Origin of the sequence: Planomonospora sp. ID91781, assembly GCF_015711595.1 — a bacterium.
Classification (GTDB): domain Bacteria; phylum Actinomycetota; class Actinomycetes; order Streptosporangiales; family Streptosporangiaceae; genus Planomonospora; species Planomonospora parontospora.
Genome location: NZ_JABTEY010000002.1, coordinates 890,904 through 910,908, shown reverse-complemented (window position 1 = coordinate 910,908; position 20,005 = coordinate 890,904). Strand labels below are relative to the sequence as shown.

Sequence of the window (20,005 nt, the reverse complement as noted above, 5' to 3'; positions counted from 1 at the left end):
ACGCATCCGCCGGATCGGTGGTGGTCAGGCCAGGCCGAAGCGGACCTCCCGGGTGGCCGGGTCGGCGCGAGTCAGCCGCACCCGGACCGGCTCGCCCAGCGGGAGGCGCTCGCCGTCGCAGCGGGCCACCACCGGGGGGTCGAGGAGCTGGACCTCGCCGCCGGAGCCGTCCTCGTCGGCGCCGATCACCACGGCGTCGAACGTCTGGGCGACCCGATCGCGCAGCACGAACGCCTCCACCAGGTTCACGCACTCGCGCTCCGCCGCGCCCGCGCGCCGCCCGGTGGCCCGCATGACGTCCGGCAGTTCGGGCAGGACCCGCCGGACCTCCTCGGGCACCGGCTCGCCCGCCGCGACCGCCAGGCAGATCTCGGTGGCGTAGCGGTCGACGAGGCGGCGCAGGGGAGCGGTCACGTGGGCGTACGGCGCCGCCACCGCGGCGTGGCCCGCCTCCGCCGGCGGCTCTCCGTCGAAGGCCGTGTAGCCGGCGCCGCGCAGCAGCACCGTCGACTCCTCCAGGAACGCGGCCTGCTGCGGGATCCGCGGGTCGAGGGAGTGCACGACGTCGCCGTAGGAGGCGTCCTCGGGCCACGGCACGTTCAGCGCCGCGGCCGCCCGCCGTACCCGGGCGACCGCGTCGGCCGGGGCGGGCGGCAACACCCGCAGCAGGCCGATCTCGGCGTCCAGCATCATCGTGGCGGCGGCCATGCCGGTCATCAGGGAGATCTGCGCGTTCCACGCCTCGGCGTCCAGCGGGGCGCGCAGCTCCACCCGGTAGCAGCCGTCCGCGCCGGCGACCACCTCCTGCTCCGGGACGGGCAGCGTGACGCCGTCCCTGGCCCGCTCCAGCGCCAGGCGGAGCCTGCCGATCTCGGCCAGCAGGCGCAGCGTGCCGTCGGCGGTGCCGGTGTCGACCGCCGCCTGGACGTAGTCGTAGTCGAGCCGCTCGCGGCTGCGCACCCGGGCCCGGGTGACGTCGGCGCCCACGACCTGCCCGTCGGCGTCCAGGTCCAGGCACCACAGCGCGGCCGGGCGGACCGCGCCGGGCAGCAGGCTCGCGGCGCCCTCCGACAGCACCGGCGGATGGAGCGGGACCCGTCCGTCGGGCAGGTAGACGGTCTCGCCCCGGAGCCGGGCCTCGGCGTCGATCCTCCCGCCCGGCCGGACGAACGCCCCCACGTCGGCGATGGCGTACCAGACGCGGTAGCCGCCGGGACGCTCCTCCAGGTGCAGGGCCTGGTCCAGGTCCGTCGCGCCGGGCGGGTCGATCGTGATGAGCGGCAGGTCGGTCCGGTCGAGCGCGGGCAGCCGGGGCACCTCGGCGACCCACTCCGCCTCGTCGACCACGGCGCGCGGGAACTCCTCCGGCAGCTTCAGCTCCCGGCGGATCCGCTCGAAACCCTCCTCGAGGCGAGGATGGCACTCGCCGGGCACCCGGATGCTCCTGTACGGCACGGCGATCAACCTACCGTTCCCGGCCGCGCGGGCCGTACCGGACACTCCACGCGGCGCGGTGACCGTCCGGTCATCGGCCGCGAACCCGGTCTGAGGTCATGAGTCGTGATCAATGCTGATCGATCCCTCCAGGTCGGCATCCTCTGCGCCCGGCTGCGGGAATACTGCGTCGACACCGCTGCTTCTCCAGCCTTGACCTGCTCCCCGCCCTGAAGGGACGGGGATTCCCGTGCCGCTCACGCGGCAACGCGGGGCGCGCCGCGCGCTGTGGAACGGGTGCTTGACGCTTCACCGACCCGGGCACCCCCGCAGTCTCCACGCCCTGAGACGACCGGCCCGGCCGCCTGTCCTCTGATTTTGACGCATTTGGCCGCGTTCACATCGGCGTGCTCGACCTGCCCGCAGGCGGTGCAGCGGAAGAGCGCTTGGCTCTCGCGGCTCTTCGCATCCACCCGCCCGCAGGCCGGCACCGAGCACGTCTGGGACGTGTACGCGGCCGGAACCGTACTGACGACACTGCCGGTGTAGCGGGCCTTGGCGCGCACCGCGACCTCCAGCCCGTACCAGCCCTTGTCCAGGATCGCCTTGTTCAGCCCCGACTTCTGCGCCACCCGGGTGCCCGGCGCCTCGGCCGTGCCGGATGCCGACGCGGTCATTGCCCGCACCCTCAGATCCTCGAAGACGACGTGCGCGTAGTCGCGGGTCAGCCGGTGCGCGGCCTGGGCGGTGAAATCCGCGCGCCGCCGCCGGACCCGCCCCATGATCGCCCCCAGGGCGCGCACCACCCGCCTGCGCCGGGCCGAGCCCTTCGTCGCGCGGGCCAGACGCCGCTGCAACCGCACATACCGTTCGGTCTCGCCGGGCGTCAGGTAGCCCTGCTCGGCCGCCCGCTCGGCTTTGCCCTCCTTCGGCGGCTCGGGGCAGGACACGCCGGTGGCGGTGGCGTGGCGGCGGTCGAAGAACTCCCCGTCGGAGGTGACGGCGGCGGTGATCACGCCCCGGTCCACCCCGACCGCCGTCTCGGGGCGGGCATGGACCTGCGGGGTGCACTGCCCGTCCTCGACGAGGAACGCGATGAACCAGTGGGCGCCGTCGCGGGAGACGGTCGCCGACTTCACGGTCCCGCCCAGGGGCCGCGACAGCCGGAACCGCACCCAGCCGATCTTCGGCAGGAACACCCGCGCCCACCGGCGGTTGATCGTCTGGACCGGGATGTGCTTGGGGGTGGGGAACCGGAACGACGGCCGCCAGCGGGTCCGGGTCTTCCAGCGGACCGTCCAGGTGCCGTGCCGCCGGCACGCGGCGTCCAGGTTCTTGAGCGTCTGCTGCAGCGCCTGCGCGGGCGCTTCGGCCAGCCAGGGGAAGTCCTTTTTGGCGTCGGCGAGTTGCCGGCACTGCTCGGCGTAGCCGATGAACGCGCCCCGGCGGCGGTAGGCGCGGCGCTGCTCCAGGGCGGTGTTCCACGCCGACCGGCACACGGCGGCGATCCGCTCGGCGGTCAGCTGCTGCCCGGCGTCGAACTCCAGCCGGTACTTGCGTCCGGTCAGCACGCGAAACACCTCCCCTGCCCTGCCGATGGCCCGTCTGCCACTCGCGGACTCGAACACACTAACATCCGGTCTATGACTCAGGAGGCCGAATACCGACGTGGTAGGCATGTGGTTTCCGCGCTGCATGTCCATCTGGTCTTCGTGACCAAATATCGCAGGAACGTCTTCGATGACGTGATGCTGCGCCGCTGCGAAGAGATCATGATCGAGGTATGTGACGGCTTCGAGGCCGAGCTACGTGAGTTCAACGGCGAAGACGATCACGTCCACCTACTGGTCCATTACCCGCCCAAGGTCGCCATCAGCAAACTGGTCAACTCGCTGAAGGGCGTCTCCTCGCATTACCTGCGCAAGGAGTTCACCGGCCGGATCAACCGCGCCATCATGCATGGCCACTTCTGGTCGCCCAGCTACTTGGCTGCCTCCTGCGGCGGAGTTCCACTGACCGTCGTCAAGGCCTACATCGAGCAGCAGCGCCGCCCGGCCTGACGCATGCAGGTCCGCGTTTCACGCTCCGGGATGTCCCGCCTGGCGGCGGGCCATCCCCTGACGGGGACCGCGTTCATCCCCGGCCTGAAGGCCGAGGCCTTCTGCGGACCTTCGGTAACCGGTATGAGCTGCTCATCCGCTCGATCGTTAAACCGGTAGGCCGTCTGCGGGTCGTCAGGCGCGGAACCGGGTCGTCGCGGGGCCGCATCGGAGGTCTTCCCCGTCCGCTTCCCTCCGCCTGTGCGGCCGCCGTCACCAGGCAGGGCAGTTCCGTCTCCAGCCACCGCACCGCGGCGGCGAGGCCCTGCGGGTCCGCACCGGGCTCGCGGCCTCCCCTCCGGAAGGCACCAGATACGGTTGCAGCAGACCCCGGAGCCGGCGGCAGCGGCCGAGGTACCGGTTCAGGACCCGCCCGACCGCCCGGGCGCGCTCCTCCGGCGTGTCGTGGACGGCGGCCAGCTCCGCGGCGAAGAGCCGCAGCAGATCGTGCATGCGGAACCGGCCGTCGCCGACCGGTTCGAGCAGCCGCGCCTCGGTCAGCTCGTCGAGCGCGGCCTCCGCCGCCGTCTCGTCGGCGTCGGTCAGCGCGGCGGTGGTCTCCACCCCGGCCTCGGGCACCTCCAGCACGCCGAACGGGCGGAAGGCCGCTCCCCGGCGGCATCGGGGGATCGCGGACGGGCTCCGCGGTCCGGCGGGGGAGGGCTCCGCCGGACCGCGGCCGCCGGGGAGGGCCGGGCGTCACCCGGTGACCGCGTGCGGCACCGGACGGGCCACGCGGTGACCGGGTCCGGGAGGGACCGCCGGTGACGGCGGGATCAGGCCTGCCAGCCCAGGGCGGCCGCCAGGCGCTTGAGCGGGCTCGCCAGGCCGTACCGCTCGCCGAGGGAGGCGAGGGCGTCCGGGTCTCGGGGCGCGGCGGGCAGGGACAGGTCCGTCTCCGGGACCGGCGCGTCGGGGGCCACCCGGACCACCGCCGGGGCGACGGCCAGGTAGTCGCGGGCGGCGGCGAGCCTGGCGCGCTGGGCCCTGGTCAGCGCGGGGTCGTCCCCGTCGGCGGCCTCGAGCAGCGCCGGCAGCGAGCCGAACCGGGTGATCAGTGCGGCGGCGGTCTTGTCGCCGACACCGGGGACGCCCGGCAGGCCGTCGCTGGGGTCGCCGCGCAGGACGGCGAAGTCGGCGTAGCAGCGGCCGGGGATGCCGTATCTGCCGGTGACGGCCGCCTCGTCGACGGGCTGGATGTTCTTGATTCCCCTTACTGTGTAAAGGACGCGGACCGGGCGCGCGTCGTCCACCAGCTGGAACAGGTCCCGGTCACCGGTGACGATGTCGACCGGCCCGGCGGAGCGGGCGGTGAACGTGCCGATGACGTCGTCGGCCTCGTAACCGGCGACCCCGATCCGGGCGATGCCCGCCGCGTCGAGCACCTGCTCGATCACGGTGATCTGCGGGACGAGGGTCTCCGGGGTCTCCTCCCCGCCGTCAGCGGCGAGGCGGTGGGTCTTGTAGGACGGGATGGCCGCCACCCGGAAGGCGGGCCGCCAGTCGGCGTCCATGCAGGCGGCCAGCCCGCCGGGGGAGTGCTCCCGGACCAGCGTGGCGATCATGTCGAGGAGGCCGCGGACCGCGTTGACGGGTGTGCCGTCCGGGGCGGTCACCGACTCCGGAACCCCGTAGAAGGCGCGGTAGTAGAGGGACGGGGTGTCGAGCAGAAGCAACATGGCGGCTCCACGGCGGCGGGGTAGGGGACCAGCGACACGGTAGCGCCGATGGCACGCCGGGGCGCGGCGGGCCTGTCGGTGCCGTGCTCATCGACGGGCGTGGGGACCGCCACCGCTCGGCCGGATCATCCTTCCTGCGGGCCGGGCGGGAGACCGGTGGCGCCGCCCGCCGCCGTCCGGGCGAGGCGGCTCCGTGAGCGGAAGGTGCGGCGGTAGGTGTCCGGAGGCACGCCGACCGTGCGGCCGAAGTGCCGGCGCAGTGTCGTGGCGGTGCCCATGCCGGTGGCCGCCGCGATGGCCTCGACGCCGTCGTCGGTGGTCTCCAGCAGTTCCTGGGCACGGCGGATCCGCTGGGTCAGCAGCCACCGCAGCGGGGTGGTGCCGGTCACCGACCTGAAGTGGCGGCCCAGGTTGCGCGAGCTCATGTTCGCCCGGCGGGCCATGTCCTCCACGGTCAGCGGACGGTCGAGCCGTTCGGCCACCCAGGGGAGCAGGTCCGCCAGCGGGTGGTTGTCCGGGGCGGGCACCGGGGTGGTGACGAACTGCGCCTGGCCGCCGTCCCGGTGCGGCGGCACGACGAGGCGGCGGGCGACCGTGTTCGCCACCGAGGAGCCGTGGTCGAGGCGGACCAGGTGCAGGCACAGGTCCATGGCCGCGGCCTTGCCCGCGGAGGTGAGCACGCTGCCGCCGTCCACGTACAGGACGTCCGGGTCCACGTCCACCTCGGGGTGGCGGGCGGCCAGGGCGCGGGTGTGCGCCCAGTGCGTGGTCGCGCGCCTTCCGTCCAGCAGGCCGGCGGCGGCCAGCACGAACGCGCCCGTGCAGAGGGAGGCCACGCGTGCGCCCGCCTCATGGGCCGCGCGCACCGCGTCGACCAGCTCGGCGGGCGGCTCCACGTCGACGTCGGCCCATCCCGGGACGATCACGGTGCGGGCGCGGGGGAGCCGGTCGAGGCCGTGGTCGGGTTCCAGCCGGAACCGGCCGACGCGTACGGCGCCCGGCCCGCAGACGGTGACGTCGTACCAGGGGACCGTCACGCCGTCCGGGGCGGCGGCGAAGACCTCGTACGCCAGGGAGAGCTCGAAGTGCAGCATGCCGTCGGTGGCGGCCAGCGCGACGGTGTTCATGTCCGGAATTGTATGCATGATGGCGTTCCAGACGCTCACGGTGGGACGCCGGTCCCCGACAGGATGATCGTGATGGATCACTTGAGCACGGGAGGACCCATGGGATCGGGGCAGACGGTGGCGGTGTTCGGCGCGTACGGGCACACCGGGCGGTTCGTGGTGGCGGAGCTGCAGGAGCGCGGGTTCGTCCCGGTGGCCTCCGGCCGCGACGCCGGCAGGCTGAAGGCGCTGGCGGCGTCCGCACCCGGACTGGAGACCCGCACGGCGTCGGTCGGCGACGCGGCCTCGCTCGACCGCGCACTGGCCGGTGCGGCGGCTGTGATCAACTGCGCCGGGCCCTTCGCCACGACGGCCGCCCCCGTGATCGAGGCGGCACTGCGTGCCGGGATCCCGTATGTGGACGTGGCGGCCGAGATCGAGGCCAACGCCGACACCTTCACGCACTTCGCCGGCCGCGCCCGCGCCGCGGGGGCGGTGGTCGTCCCCGCGATGGCCTTCTACGGCGGCCTCGGCGACCTGCTGACCACCGTCGCCATGGGCGACTGGAGCGCGGCGGACGAGGCGCACGTCGCCTACGGGCTGAGCAGCTGGCACCCCACCGCCGGGACGCGCGCCGCCGGCGCGGTCTCCCGGGAGCGGCGGGACGGCCGGCGCGTCGTGTACACGAACGGCCGGCTGGAGTACCGCCAGGACGACCCGCCGGTCCTGGAGTGGTCCTTCCCCGGCCCGATCGGTCCCCGGACCGTCATCGGGGAGTTCACGATGGCCGACGTCGTCACCGTTCCCAGCCACCTGTCCATCCCCGAAGTGCGCACCTACATGACGGTCGAGGCCGCCAGGGACCTCTCCGCCCCGGACACGCCGGCCCCGGTCCCGGCCGACGAGCACGGGCGGTCGGACCAGACCTTCCTCGTCGACGTCGTCGTGCGCTTCCGTGGCGACGAACGGGGCGCAGTGGCGAGCGGCCGGGACATCTACGCCGTCACCGCCCCGCTCGTCGTGGAAGCGGTCGAGCGGATCCTGACCGGACGCACCAGGACCGTCGGCGTCGCCTCCGCCGGCGAGATCTTCGACGCCGCCGACTTCCTCCGCGCGCTGTCCCCGCACGTTTCCGTGGAACCCCGGCCCTAGGGTCGGCCGCTTTCCCCCAGGAGCCGGCCAGCGGGACGGGGCCTGCGGGGCACAGAGTGGTGATCTCCTTCCGCGGGACCGGTGCGGCCTACCGGGATCCGGCCGGGGGAGTGAGGCAGGTCCGTGTTGAACCACCGTTGAAAGCGGACTTCTCCGGCAGCGGTGTGAGGCTCTCCGCCGTCAGGCGGAGGAACGCTTGATTACCCGGGCAGGAGATCGGCTCTCACGGGCGGACCGCCGTACCCGAGCGGTGATGCGGTCGGCGGAGGACGCACAGGTGTGTTCGCTCCGGCTTTTCCCCGGCGGTGCGCGGCGGTGCCCGCCGGCAAGCGCCGACGGGCACGGTTCGGTCGAAGCCGCGCAACTCCTGGCGCGGTCTCCCGCATTGCGGTGAGAACGCCAGGAAGGCCTTCATGCGGTGCCGGCCTCCCTTTGCGGGGAAACGAAGCCGGCACCGGCCTTTCCCGCGGTGGGTCAGTGCGCGGCCTCGTACTTCTCCACGATCTCGCGGGCGATGCGGCCCCGCTCGCTGACGCCGTATCCCTGCCGCTTGGCCCAGGCGCGGATGTCGGCGCTCTTTTCCCGGCTGAGTGCCCGGGTGGCGCCACCACGCCGGCGCTTGGGTGCGGCGGCGCTCAGATCCCGGCGGGCGCCGGCCACGAAGGGCGCCAGATTCTCGCGGAGCTTCTTGGCGTTGACGTCGCTCAGGTCGATTTCATAGCTGCTGCCGTCAATTGCGAAGGAGACCGTCTGGGTAGCCTCACCTCCGTCGAGGTCGTCGATGAGGATTTCCTGGATCTGCTTTGCCATGATGGGCTCCTTTAATCAAACCGAACGTGATTCACGATAGTGGGTCGACGGCGTCGATGGTGTAACGACCGCCCGGTGTTTCGCCGGCCGGGATGTGATGACGCCGTATCACGGCGAACGGGAAAGGGGGCTGACCGGCTGCGGGGCTGTTAAACCGCGATGAAGAAGCAGCCGCAGGACGCCCTCCGCCGGGCGGTGCCGGTGACGGTCCTGCCACGCCCGGCGACGGCGGTGTGCAGCGGAAACCTCCGCGACCGCCGTCGGTGATCATCCCTGCCCGGGTCGCTTCTCATGATGAGGCGGCACCGTCCGATAGGACGGGCATGAAGTCTGGTCGTCTCCATCCCGGCACCCCCCTGGCCGGTCTCGTCGTGCTGCTGGTCGTCGCACTCGGTTTCCTGGCGCAGCGGCAGATCACCGTCTCCGCGTTCGACCGCATCGAGGCCGACGAGGTGGCTCAGGACGCACGGCGCATACGCATCGCACTGGACTACGAGATCCGCTTGCTCGCCGACTACGGTGCGACCAACTCGATCTGGGACGGCTCGTTCACCGACGTGCGCACGGCCGACCGGGCCGCCTTCGAGGAGGACTTCCCGCCCCGCGACATCCAGCGCATCTACGGCGTGGACGGCGTCGTGGGCACCGGGCCGGACGGCCGGCCGCGCGTCGGCGGACTGGCCGGCCCGCAGACGGGCTTCGTCCCGCTTCCGGCCGAGCTCGCCCGGCCGGAGCTGCTGCGGCAGCTGTTCGACATCGACGGCGGCGCGGGAGCGGCCCGCTGCGGCGTCGTCCGGACCACCGGCTCGCCCTTGCTGTACTGCGGATTCGCCAGCCACCGCGGTGACGGCGGCGGCGCCCCCGCCGGCGGGCTGATCTACTTCAAGACCCTGGGCGCGACCCGTCTGGCCATGCTGGGTGAGCAGATCGGCCTGCCGGTGGAGCTGGCCGACCACGCCACCCCGGCCAACGGACGCTCACTCGTGCTGTCCGGCCGGCTGGGCGAGCTGAAGGTCACCACGGGCACCGTCGATGAGGACCACATCGGTCTGAGCGTCACCGTTCCCACCACCGCGGGACCACCGGTCCTGATCGGCGCCGTGCGCGAGCGCCCGATCCACGCGACCGCCACAGCGACACTGCGCACGGTCTTCCTCCTGACCGCTGCGGCGGCCGTGCTGCTGTTCGGCGCGGTCCTGGTCCTGGTGCGCCGCGGCGTGCGGCGGCGGGTCGGACCGCTGCTGCGCACCGCCGAGGCCGTCATCACCTCCGGCGATCGCAGCCTGCGGGTGCGTTCGGACGACCGCGGGGAGATCGGAGCGCTCGGCCGCGCCATCGACACCATGCTGGAGACGATCGCCGGCCAGGACGCGGAGCTGGAGCGCGCCGCCACCGCGCGCGAAGAGCAACTGCGCGCCGCCTACGTCGAACGGCGGCTCAACGAGCAGCAGGCCCGCCGGCGCGCCCAGGAGATGATCAACAGCAGCATCGCCACCATCATGGACGAACTCCAGGTCGTGGTCGACAAGACCGGGGAGGTGCGCGGCACCGCCGGCACCATCGACGAGCAGGTGGGCGTGACCGACACCGTCGCCCATCGCGTCGTCGAGCAGGCGCACCGGGCCAACGGCGCCATCGAGCAGCTGGAGGAGAGCCTGCACAAGGTGGACGGGATCGCCCACATCATTTCGAACGTGGCCGCGCAGACCCACCTGCTCGCGCTGAACGCCACCATCGAGGCCGTCCACGCCGGTGAGGCCGGCCAGGGCTTCGCCGTGGTGGCCGGTGAGGTCAAGGACCTGGCCGCGGCGACGACCCGGTCGACCGAGGAGATCACCGCCATCATCCGCTCGCTGGAGGACAACGCGACCGCCGTGACGGGCGCGCTGGCCGCGATGAGCGGAGGGATCGGCAGCCTCGACGAGGCGACCTCACAGGTCGGCATGATGACCCGCCGGCAGCACACCAGTGTCGACCTGCTCAACGAGTACCTGGAGCGGGCGATCGGCCGGATCTCGGCCATGGCGCGTCTGAGCGAGCAACTGGAGCGGCGCGACTCCCCCCGTGCGGCGATCAGCGCCAAGGCGTGGATCCGCGCGGCCGGACACCGCCACCCCGCCCAGCTGCTCGACCTGAGCGCCGCCGGCGCGCACCTGTCCGGCAGCCGCGGCATCCCGCTCACCACAGGTGACCACGTCGAGATCGACATCCCTCTGGAGGGGGGAGCGCCCATGAAGCTGAAGGCGGAGATCGTCCACCACATGACACGCGAGGACACCGCCGAACTCGGCCTGCGCTTCACCGAGGTCCCTCCCGCCGCGGCCGGTCGCATCCGCCACTACGTCATGGGCACCCTGGCCGGCCGGGACTGAGGCCGCAGCCCGTCCGCCGCCTGCACCGGGCCGCAGCCGGCGACCGGCTACGTCGGCGAACCGGCCGAGACCGGGATCGGCGGGACTCCGGGCACCCGGGGTTCCCGGCCCAGCCGCCGGACCGGCCTGATCGACAGCAGCGCCGCCACCACCCCGACCGTCACCAGGGCCGACCCCAGCATGAAGACACGCGGTTCGACCAGCGTGGCGACCGGGCCGGCCAGCGCCTGTCCGACCGCCATGCCCGCGACCGACCCGGCCACCTGATAGGCGTTGACCCGGTTCACCACGTCGGGTGCGACCTGCGTCTGCACGCTGGTCGACCACATCACCGACCAGAACGCCGACGCGCACCCCCCGAGCAGGTGCCCGGCCATCAGCAGCGGCAGCGGCAGCCCGAGCGCGACCGTCAGCGGCACCGCCGCGTACCCGCTCAGCGCCACCGCCCCGGCCGCCAGCGGCCTGCCCGGTCTGAGCCTGATCGCCACCAGCCCGCCCAGTACGGTGCCGAGGCCGAGCGCCGCCATCACCCAGCCGTAGTCGGCTCCGATGACCTGCGACGACAGCGGTACGGACGGCCCGATCACCAGAACGCCCCAGAACACCCAGACCAGGATCACCGACCACATCCAGCTCATGGCCTTGAACTCCCTCCAGCCCCTGCGCAGGTCGCTCAGCACGTCGGAGGGCTCCGTCCTGGGCGCGGCGACCCGGACCAGCAGCAGGCACGCCCCGCTGACCAGGAACGTCGCGGCGTCCACCGTGTAGACGACGACCGGCCCGGCGACGACGACGAGGACTCCGGCCAGTGCGGGACCCGCCAGCTGGGTGACCGCCTCGGCGATCTTCAGTGTCGCGTTGGCCCGCTGCGGATCCCCGGCGACCAGGGGGACCATGCCGTTGACGCCCGGTTCGAACATCCCGGCGGCCATGCCCGACACGGACGCCGCCACCAGCAGCAGGGCGTACGGCGGAGCGCCGTCCAGGAAGGCGACGGCCACGGCCCCCTGGGTGACGACCCTGACCGCGTCCGCGCCGATCATCAGGCGCCGGGCGCCGATCCGGTCGGCGACGATCCCGCCGAACAGCATGACCAGCACGGCCGACGCGGTCCAGAGCGCCAGCACGTAGCCGACGCCCGCGATCCCATGGACCTTCCCGATGGCCAGTGCCGAGGCGACGGGCATCATCGCGTCGCCGAGCAGCGAGATCGTGCGGGCCCCGAAGTAGAGGGTGAAGTTCTTCGTCCACATGGGCCCCAATTCTGGATTTCTCCAGATCAGAGCACCGGTGTCTCAAATGACATCATTGAGTACATTTACGCCATGCCTCTGGACTGCCCGGAAACGCCCCCGACGCCCTCCGGCCCGCATCGCGTGGTCGCCGTGGTCGCCCCGAACCAGGAGCTCTACCCGGTCACCTCCGCCTCGGCCGTGTTCGGCTACCACGGCCCCGACATCCCCCAGTACTACAGCTTCAGCCTGTGCACCGAACACCCCGGTTCCCTCCCCACCACCATCGGTGTCCCCATCCAGGTGGACCGCGGCCTCGAAGCCCTCGACGCCGCCGACACCGTGGTCATCGCGAGCTGGACCCTCACCCCCTCACCCGCCGTCCTGCAGGCGGTCTCCCACGCCCACGCCCGCGGCGCCCGCATCGTCGCCGTGTGCGCCGGCATCTTCGTCCCCGCCGCGCTCGGTCTCCTGGACGGCCGCCGCGCCTCCGTCCACTGGGAGCTCTCCGGCGAGCTCGCCGCCCGGCACCCGCGCGTCATCCCCGACGACACCGTCATCTACGTCGACCACGGCGACGTCGCCACCGCCGGAGCCTCGGCCGCCACCCTCGACCTCTGCCTGCACCAGGTCCTCCAGGAGTACGGCGCGGCCCACGCCATGCGCATCGGCCGCCAGCTCGCCGCCGGCCCGCACCGCGAGGGCTGCCAGCGCCAGTACCCTCCCCTCCCCACCACCGGTCCCATGCCGGACTCCCTGGCGCCCCTGCTCGAATGGCTCCTGTCGCGGCTGTCCGACCAGATCACCGTCGAGGACATGGCCGCCTACTCGGGCGTCTCCTCCCGCACCCTGACCCGCCAGTTCACCGACCAGCTCGGTGTCCCGCCCGCCCGCTGGCTGCTGGAACGCCGTCTGGCCGCCACCCGCGCCCTGCTGGAGGAGACCGACCTGCCCGTCGAGACCATCGCCACCCGCGTCGGTCTCTCCTCGGCGGTCAACCTCCGCCGCCGCTTCCACACCGCCCTGCGCACCACCCCGGCCGCCTACCGCCGCTCCTTCCGCTGAGCTCGAACGGGCGGCCACCGTCGACGGTCCGGGCCGGGCGGCGCCGGTCCCCGTGCTGAGTCCGGATGGCGGAGGAGCAGGGGCGGCAGGAGGCCCTGCGCCGGGAGCCGGTGCGTCCGAGGCGCGGCGGAGACCGGTGTCCATCCGGCGGGGCGATTCACTCACCCGGCGGAGGATGCGGCCGATGGTCGGAGTGCGAGCGCCGACGGCGCCCGGTGAACGGTACGGACATGACAGCGCGGGGAACCGGACATGAGCAAGATCAACGATTTGAAGGTCGGCGTGCGCCTGGGCGGCGCCTTCGCCGTGGTGGGCGTCCTGCTGTGCGGCGCCGTCGGGGTGGGAGCCGCCGGCATCTCCTCGGCACGGGACGCGGCCGCCCGGATGGACACCAGCGCGGCGGTGCGCGGTGCGGCGCTGACGGCCAAGTTCCGCACCGCCGACTTCGCCGGCTGGCAGACCGGTTACGCCTTCGACGCCCTGCGCGGCGTACCGGGCGCCGCCGATGACGCCGTCGGCCAGCGCAAGAACTTCGTGGCCTCCACCGCCGCCTTCCGCGGCGACCTGGACAAGCTGAAGAGCCTGGAGCTGACCGCCACCCAGCGCGAGGACCTGCAGCACGCCGAAGCGGCGTTCGAGGACTTCATGCGTGTCGACGGCCGCATCGTCGCCGCCTACCGCGACGGCACGCCCGCCCAGACCCGGCAGGCAGGCGACCTGGTGGCCGGCGAGGCGCTGGAGCACTTCGAGCGGGCCGCCACCGCCGTGGACGAGCTGGCCGCCGAATCCGTCGCCAACCTCACCGCCGCGGCCGCCGACGCGCGCGCCACCAGCGACCGCTCCCTCCGCATGATGCTGGGTGCGGGCGCCCTGTGCCTGCTGCTGGCCGCCGGACTGGCCGTAGCCGTGACCCGGACCATCACCCGGCCGCTGGCCGCGACCGTGCAGACCCTGCGCACCATCGCCGCCAAAGACCTGACCGTCTCCGTCGACACCGGCCGCCGCGACGAACTCGGGGACATGGCCCGCGCCCTGGCTCAGACCGTGGGCGTGCTGCGGGACGCCTTCGGCGTGATCGCCCGCCACAGCGCGGCCCTGTCCGGCGCCTCGCGCGAGCTGACCGCCGTCTCCGGGCGGATGGACACCGCCGCCACCGGCACCGCGGCCCGCTCCGACCAGGTCGCCGCCACCGCCGAACAGGTCTCGGCCAACGTGCAGACCATCGCCGCGGCCAGCGAGGAGATGAGCACCACCATCGCCGAGATCGCCGGCAGCGTCTCGGAGGCGGCCCGGGTGGCCGACACCGGCGTGCGGACGGTACGGGACGCCGGTGCCACCGTCGCGAAGCTGGGCGCCTCCAGCGCGGAGATCGGCTCGGTCATCAAGACCATCACGTCCATCGCCGAGCAGACCAACCTGCTGGCGTTGAACGCGACCATCGAGGCCGCCCGCGCCGGCGAGCAGGGCAAGGGCTTCGCCGTGGTGGCCGGGGAGGTCAAGGACCTGGCGCAGGAGACGGCCAAGGCCACCGAGGACATCGCCCGCCGGATCGAGGCGATCCAGGCCGACACCGATGCGGCGATCGCGGCCATCGGCGGGATCAGCGCGGTCATCACGACCGTCAGCGAGCACTCCACCACCATCGCCGCCGCGGTGGAGGAGCAGAGCGCCACCTCCGGGGAGATGAGCCGCAACATCTCCCAGGCCGCGGTCGGCGCCGACGACATCGCCGCCGGCATCACCGCGGTCGCCGACGCGGCGCAGACCACCACCGCCGGGGTGGCAGAGGCCCGCCGGACCGCCGGTCAGCTCGATGAGGTCGCCGCCGAACTGCACGGCATCGTGGACCAGTTCACCGTCTGAAGGTCCGGCCACCGGCGCGGGTGGCGGCCCCGTACAGGGCTGTCCCCCGCGCCGGCGGTCCTCGAGCGGGGCGCGTGAGCCGGCTCCACCGAAGCCGGGGCGGCTCACGGGAGGGGACACCCCTTAGATTGGTCGGCGTGACAACGGAGTCCTACGACCTTTATCCCGTCGCCCGCCTGGCCGCCGCGCAGGAGGCGACCGCCGCCGCCGGGCTCGACGCCCTGCTGCTCACCCCCGGCCCCGACCTGCGCTACGTGACCGGCTACCAGGCGCTGCCGCTGGAGCGGCTCACCTGCCTGGTGCTGCCCGCCGAGGGCGACGCCTTCCTGATGGTGCCGCGGCTGGAGCTGCCCGCGGCCGAGCACTCTCCGGCCGCGCGGCTCGGCATCGAGTTCGTGGCCTGGGACGAGACCGACGACCCCTACGCGGCCGTCGGCGCCCGCCTGGGCGCGGCGGCCAGGGTCGGCCTGGCCGACCGGATGTGGGCGATGCAGTCGCTGCGCTTCCGCGACGCGCTGCCCGGAGCCGAGCAGGTGCTCGCCGGGACGGTCCTGCGGGGCCTGCGGATGCGCAAGAGCGCCGCCGAGGCCGCCGCGCTGCGCGAGGCCGGAGCCGCGATCGACGCGGTCCACGCGCAGGTGCCCGGCTTCCTGAAGGCCGGGCGGACCGAGCGCGAGGTGGGCCGGGACATCGCCGAGGCGATCATCGCCGCCGGCCACGAGACGGTCGACTTCGTCATCGTCGGCTCCGGGCCCAACGGCGCGAGCCCGCACCACGAGCTGTCCGACCGGGTCATCCGGGCCGGCGAGCCGGTGGTGGTCGACATCGGCGGGCAGATGCCCAGCGGCTACTGCTCCGACTCCACCCGCGTCTACTCGGTCGGGGAGCCCCCGGCGGACTTCCTGCGCTACTACGACGTGCTCCAGCGCGCCCAGGAGGCGGCCTGCGCCGCCGTACGGCCCGGCGTGCCGTGCGAGGCGATCGACGCCGCGGCCCGCGAGGTGATCGCGGCCGAGGGCTACGGCGAGCACTTCATCCACCGCACCGGTCACGGCATCGGCCTGGAGACCCACGAGGAGCCCTACATCGTCGCGGGCAACGCCGAGCCGCTGGCCCCGGGCTTCGCCTTCTCCGTCGAGCCGGGCGTCTACCTGCCCGGGACGCACGGCGCCCGGATCGAGGACATCGTGATCTGCACCGAGGACGGCGGAGAGCGGGTCAACCACCGCCCCCGAGAGCTGGTCGTCGTCTAGGCCCGCACTCCCGCCCGGACCCCCGCCCGGGCCGGGCGGGGGTCCGCCGGCGTTCGGCTGATGCCAGAATCGGGGTGGCCGGTGATCCCTGCCACCCTTTTCCACTGTTCCACGCCCATGATCTGGAGTGTGCGGAGATGTCCGTCGAGCGCGTCCTTCCCAGCCCCGAGGCCCACGACCTGCTGGACCTGGTCCGCGACCTGGTCGGCAAGGAGGTCGCGCCCCGGGCCTCCGCCGACGAGTCCGCCGGGCGCTTCCCGCGCGAGGTGTTCACCGTCCTCGGCCGCGCCGGGCTGCTCGGCCTGCCCTACCCCGAGGAGCACGGCGGGGCCGCGCAGCCGTACGAGGTGTACCTCCAGGTGATCGAGGAGCTGGCCGCCGGCTGGCTGGCGGTCGGGCTGGGCCTGTCGGTGCACACGCTCTCGTGCTTCCCGGTCGCGGCCTACGGCACCGCCGCGCAGCGGGCCGAGCTGCTGCCGGACATGCTCGGCGGCGGGCTGCTGGGCGCCTACTGCCTGTCGGAACCGCACTCCGGCTCCGACGCGGCGGCCCTGACCACCCGCGCGGTGCCGGACGCCGGCGGCTACACCGTGGACGGGGTCAAGGCCTGGATCACCCACGGCGGGGTCGCGGACTTCTACACCCTGATGGCCCGCACGTCCGACGACGGGTCGCGCGGGATCTCCTGCTTCCACGTCCCGGCCTCCACCGCCGGGGTCTCGTCCGCCGCCCCGGAGAAGAAGATGGGCATGCGCTCCTCGCCGACCGCGCAGGTCCGCTTCGACGGGGTGCGGCTCGAGCCGGGCGCGCTGCTCGGTGCGGAGGGGGAGGGCTTCCGCATCGCGATGGCCGCGCTGGACGGCGGCAGGCTCGGCATCGCCGCCTGCGCCGTCGGGGTGGCCCAGGCGGCCTTCGAGGCCGCCACCGCCTACGCCAGGGAGCGCCGCCAGTTCGGGTCGCGCATCGTCGACTTCCAGGGCGTCTCCTTCATGCTGGCCGACATGGCCACCCAGATCGCCGCGGCCCGCGCCCTCTACCTCGACGCGGCCAGGGCGCGCGACGCGGGCCGGGCGTACGGCACGCAGGCGGCGATGGCCAAGCTGTTCGCCACCGACATGTGCATGAAGGTCACCACCGACGCCGTCCAGGTCCTCGGCGGCTACGGCTACGTGGAGGACTTCCCGGTCGAGCGGTACATGCGCGAGGCGAAGGTCCTGCAGATCGTCGAGGGCACCAACCAGGTGCAGCGCCTCGTGATCGGCCGCGCGCTGGCCGGGTGACGGGAGGCGGGTCGCCTCTCCGGCGGTCGCCTCTCCGGCTCTCCGGCGGGGGCGGGGACCGCCGGGCGGGCGCGGACCCGCCACCCGGCGGCCCTGGCCGGGAGGACCGCTCCGGCGGCCCCGTCCCGGAGAAGAAATCCCGGGGCGCTGTCGATCCGGTCGTCCCCCGTTCGTCGTCATGATGTACGGCGACCGCCGTACGGGGAACACGACAGGATCGGAACGAGACCACCATGAAGTACATGCTGCTCATCCACGCGGGTGCCGTCGACGAGAACGGCGCGGCCGCCGAGTGCACCGTCGAGGACTGGATGTCCTACGACAAGGCGGTGCGGGACGCCGGGATCCACGTCTCGGGCGAGTCGCTGGCCGACCTGGTCACCGCCACGACGGTCCGGGTCGGCCCGTCCGGCGAGCGGACCGTCACCGACGGGCCGTTCGCCGAGACCCGGGAGGTCCTGGGCGGCTTCTACGTCATCGACGTCCCCGACCTCGACGTCGCGCTCGACTGGGCGGCCCGCTGCCCCGGCTCGTGGGGCAGCGGGGCGGTCGTGGTGCGGCCGGTCGCCGACTTCGGGGCCTGACGCGATGCGGGACGACGGCCGGGGAGCCGGAGCGGACGCGGCGGTGGAGGCGCTGTTCCGCGAGGAGTACGGCCGGCTGCTGGCCTCCCTCGTGCGCCGCTTCGGCGACCTCGACCTGGCCGAGGAGGTCGCCTCCGAGGCGATCGAGGCGGCGCTGGCGCACTGGCCGGTGGGCGGCGTGCCGGACAGGCCCGGTGCCTGGCTGCTGACGACGGCGCGGCGCAAGGCCGTCGACCGGCTGCGCCGGGACAAGGCCTACGCCGCCCGGCTGGCCGTCCTGCAGATCGAGGCGGAGCGGGCCGGGCCCGTTCCGCCCCCGGAGGCCGACGGCGGCCTGCCCGACGAGCGGCTGCAGCTCTTCTTCACCTGCGCCCACCCGGCCCTGGCCGCCGACGACCGCGCGGCGCTGGTGCTGCGCTGCCTGGCCGGGCTGACGACGCCCGAGGTCGCGCGGGCCTTCCTCGTCCCGTCCGCGACGATGGCCCAGCGGATCGTGCGGGCCAAGAAGAAGATCCGCCAGGCCCGGATCCCGTTCCGCGTGCCCGGCGCAGACGAGCTGCCCGAACGCCTCCCCGGTGTGCTCCAGGTCCTGTACTCGATCTTCACCGAGGGGTACGCGGCCAGTTCGGGCGCGGACCTGCAGCGGCTCGGCCTCGCCGAGGAGGCGATCCGGCTGGCGCGGATCCTGCGCCGGCTGATGCCCACCGAACGGGAGGTCGCCGGACTGCTCGCGCTGATGCTGCTGGTCCACGCGCGGCGCGAGGCCCGGACCGGCCCGGACGGTGGACTCGTGCTCCTGGAGGACCAGGACCGGAGCCGCTGGGACCGCACGATGATCGAGGAGGGCCGGGAGCTGGTGCTCGCCGCGCTGAGCGGCGGCCCGCCGGGCGCGTACGGCGTGCAGGCCGCGATCGCCGCGCTGCACGACGAGGCGGCGGACGTCGCGACCACCGACTGGCCGCAGATCGTGGCGCTCTACGACGTGCTGCTCGCGCTCGCGCCCTCCCCGGTCGTCGCGCTCAACCGGGCCGTGGCGGTGGCGATGCGCGACGGCCCCGAGGCCGGTCTGAGGCTGCTCGACGGCCTGGCCGGTGAGCCGCGCCTGCGCGACCACCACCCGTACGCGGCGGCCCGCGCCGACCTGCTGCAGCGGCTCGGCCGGTTCCCCGAGGCCGCGGACGCCTACCGCGAGGCGCTCGGCCTGGCCGGCACCGAGCCCGAGCGAGCCCACCTGCGCCGCCGCCTGGCCGCCGTCGAGCCATCCTGCTGAGACGGCGCCTGGCCGCCGTCGAGCCATCCGGTCCGGGCGGCGCCCGGTCGCCCCGCCTCATCCCCGGCGCGCCACCGGATGGCCACGGAGAGCGACATTCGATCCACATGACGTGACCAAGGAGCCGGACATGCAACCTGATGAGATCCTCGCGATGACCGAGGCCGAATGGCTCGGTCTCGCCGACTTCCTCGACGACCTCACCGACCGGGAGTGGCGGACGGACTCCCTCTGCCCGGGCTGGACCGTGCACGAGGTCGCCGCCCACGTGAGCATGTCGGCCCGCTCGACGCTCCTGGGCACGCTCGGCGGCGTGATCCGGGCACGGGGCGACTTCAACAGGATGGTCGCCACCGAGGCCCGGGAGCGGGCGGCCCGGTTCGCGCCGGCGGCGCTCGTCGCACAGATCCGCGAGACCGCCGGATCGTCCCACCGCATGCCGGGCTCCAGCCCGTTCGACCCGCTCGTCGACGCGCTCGTCCACGGGCAGGACATCGCCCGCCCGCTCGGACGCGTACGGCGGATGCCCGCCGCACCGGTCGTGGCGGCGCTCGAGCACGCCCGCGTCAGCCGCTTCTACGGTTCCCGCAAGCGGTTCCGCGGCATGCGGCTGATCGCCACCGATCTGGACTGGTCGGCCGGTGAGGGGCCTGACGAGCTGCGCGGCCCGGCGGGAGACCTGCTCCTGGTGGCCACCGGCCGGCCTGCGGGCCTCGCGGCCCTGTCCGGCTCCGGCGTCGGGCGCCTGGCGGCCGCACTGTGACGGCTCCGGGGCCGACGGGCGAAGCATCCGGACCACGGCGAGG

The 20,005-nt window shown here is 73.6% G+C and carries 17 protein-coding genes; 10 read left to right on the top strand and 7 right to left on the bottom strand.

All coding sequences use genetic code 11. The annotated features are described in order from the left end of the window. Window positions 1-24 precede the first annotated feature (24 nt). Window positions 25-1,455, bottom strand: a complete 1,431-nt coding sequence (locus HS048_RS23385) for an RNB domain-containing ribonuclease (RefSeq protein ID WP_307832603.1) — start codon at window positions 1,453-1,455, stop codon at window positions 25-27. A 236-nt stretch (window positions 1,456-1,691) separates the two neighbouring features. Then, complete coding sequence (locus HS048_RS23380) at window positions 1,692-3,005, bottom strand: RNA-guided endonuclease TnpB family protein (RefSeq protein WP_196468679.1); 1,314 nt, start codon at window positions 3,003-3,005, stop codon at window positions 1,692-1,694. 72 nt (window positions 3,006-3,077) lie between these two features. On the opposite strand from HS048_RS23380, the gene tnpA reads away from it, so the two are divergent. Further along, entirely contained in the window at window positions 3,078-3,494 is a 417-nt protein-coding gene (tnpA, locus tag HS048_RS23375) for an IS200/IS605 family transposase (RefSeq protein ID WP_196468678.1), read from the top strand. A gap of 252 nt (window positions 3,495-3,746) precedes the next feature. Here the strand turns inward: tnpA and HS048_RS23370 are convergent, their stop codons facing one another. From HS048_RS23370 to HS048_RS23360, 3 genes are all read right to left on the bottom strand, one after another. Continuing rightward, window positions 3,747-4,121, bottom strand: a complete 375-nt coding sequence (locus HS048_RS23370) for a hypothetical protein (RefSeq protein ID WP_196468677.1) — start codon at window positions 4,119-4,121, stop codon at window positions 3,747-3,749. Between the two features lie 188 nt (window positions 4,122-4,309). Next, window positions 4,310-5,212, bottom strand: coding sequence for a 5'-3' exonuclease (locus tag HS048_RS23365; protein WP_068897419.1), 903 nt, complete (start codon window positions 5,210-5,212; stop codon window positions 4,310-4,312). Window positions 5,213-5,337: 125 nt separating this feature from the next. Then, a complete protein-coding gene (locus tag HS048_RS23360) occupies window positions 5,338-6,339 on the bottom strand; it encodes a helix-turn-helix domain-containing protein (protein WP_068897418.1) in 1,002 nt (333 codons plus the stop codon). Between the two features lie 99 nt (window positions 6,340-6,438). Between HS048_RS23360 and HS048_RS23355 the strand changes: the two genes are divergently transcribed. Then, window positions 6,439-7,470: a saccharopine dehydrogenase NADP-binding domain-containing protein gene (locus HS048_RS23355; RefSeq protein ID WP_196468676.1), complete on the top strand. Its 1,032-nt coding sequence runs from the start codon at window positions 6,439-6,441 to the stop codon at window positions 7,468-7,470. A gap of 474 nt (window positions 7,471-7,944) precedes the next feature. Here HS048_RS23355 and HS048_RS23350 read toward each other — a convergent pair whose 3' ends face one another. Beyond that, window positions 7,945-8,280, bottom strand: a complete 336-nt coding sequence (locus HS048_RS23350; RefSeq protein WP_196468675.1) for an Lsr2 family protein — start codon at window positions 8,278-8,280, stop codon at window positions 7,945-7,947. A gap of 323 nt (window positions 8,281-8,603) precedes the next feature. Between HS048_RS23350 and HS048_RS23345 the strand changes: the two genes are divergently transcribed. Continuing rightward, window positions 8,604-10,652 carry a methyl-accepting chemotaxis protein gene (locus HS048_RS23345; protein WP_196468674.1) on the top strand — a complete coding sequence of 683 codons (2,049 nt, stop codon included), beginning with the start codon at window positions 8,604-8,606 and terminating at the stop codon, window positions 10,650-10,652. Window positions 10,653-10,699: 47 nt separating this feature from the next. Here HS048_RS23345 and HS048_RS23340 read toward each other — a convergent pair whose 3' ends face one another. Then, complete coding sequence (locus HS048_RS23340) at window positions 10,700-11,905, bottom strand: MFS transporter (protein ID WP_196468673.1); 1,206 nt, start codon at window positions 11,903-11,905, stop codon at window positions 10,700-10,702. Between the two features lie 72 nt (window positions 11,906-11,977). On the opposite strand from HS048_RS23340, the gene HS048_RS23335 reads away from it, so the two are divergent. The 7 genes from HS048_RS23335 to HS048_RS23305 all read left to right on the top strand — a co-directional run bounded on the left by HS048_RS23335 (window position 11,978) and on the right by HS048_RS23305 (window position 19,962). Beyond that, window positions 11,978-12,949 carry a GlxA family transcriptional regulator gene (locus HS048_RS23335; protein ID WP_196468672.1) on the top strand — a complete coding sequence of 324 codons (972 nt, stop codon included), beginning with the start codon at window positions 11,978-11,980 and terminating at the stop codon, window positions 12,947-12,949. A 252-nt stretch (window positions 12,950-13,201) separates the two neighbouring features. After that, complete coding sequence (locus HS048_RS23330; RefSeq protein WP_196468671.1) at window positions 13,202-14,812, top strand: methyl-accepting chemotaxis protein; 1,611 nt, start codon at window positions 13,202-13,204, stop codon at window positions 14,810-14,812. A gap of 137 nt (window positions 14,813-14,949) precedes the next feature. Next, complete coding sequence (locus HS048_RS23325; RefSeq protein ID WP_068897488.1) at window positions 14,950-16,065, top strand: Xaa-Pro peptidase family protein; 1,116 nt, start codon at window positions 14,950-14,952, stop codon at window positions 16,063-16,065. A 137-nt stretch (window positions 16,066-16,202) separates the two neighbouring features. Then, complete coding sequence (locus tag HS048_RS23320; RefSeq protein ID WP_196468670.1) at window positions 16,203-17,345, top strand: acyl-CoA dehydrogenase family protein; 1,143 nt, start codon at window positions 16,203-16,205, stop codon at window positions 17,343-17,345. A gap of 233 nt (window positions 17,346-17,578) precedes the next feature. After that, window positions 17,579-17,929 (top strand): YciI family protein, encoded by a 351-nt coding sequence (locus HS048_RS23315; protein ID WP_068897408.1) that lies wholly within the window; start codon window positions 17,579-17,581, stop codon window positions 17,927-17,929. A gap of 4 nt (window positions 17,930-17,933) precedes the next feature. Continuing rightward, window positions 17,934-19,199, top strand: coding sequence for an RNA polymerase sigma factor (locus HS048_RS23310; RefSeq protein ID WP_196468669.1), 1,266 nt, complete (start codon window positions 17,934-17,936; stop codon window positions 19,197-19,199). A gap of 130 nt (window positions 19,200-19,329) precedes the next feature. After that, complete coding sequence (locus HS048_RS23305; RefSeq protein WP_068897487.1) at window positions 19,330-19,962, top strand: maleylpyruvate isomerase family mycothiol-dependent enzyme; 633 nt, start codon at window positions 19,330-19,332, stop codon at window positions 19,960-19,962. Window positions 19,963-20,005 lie beyond the last annotated feature (43 nt).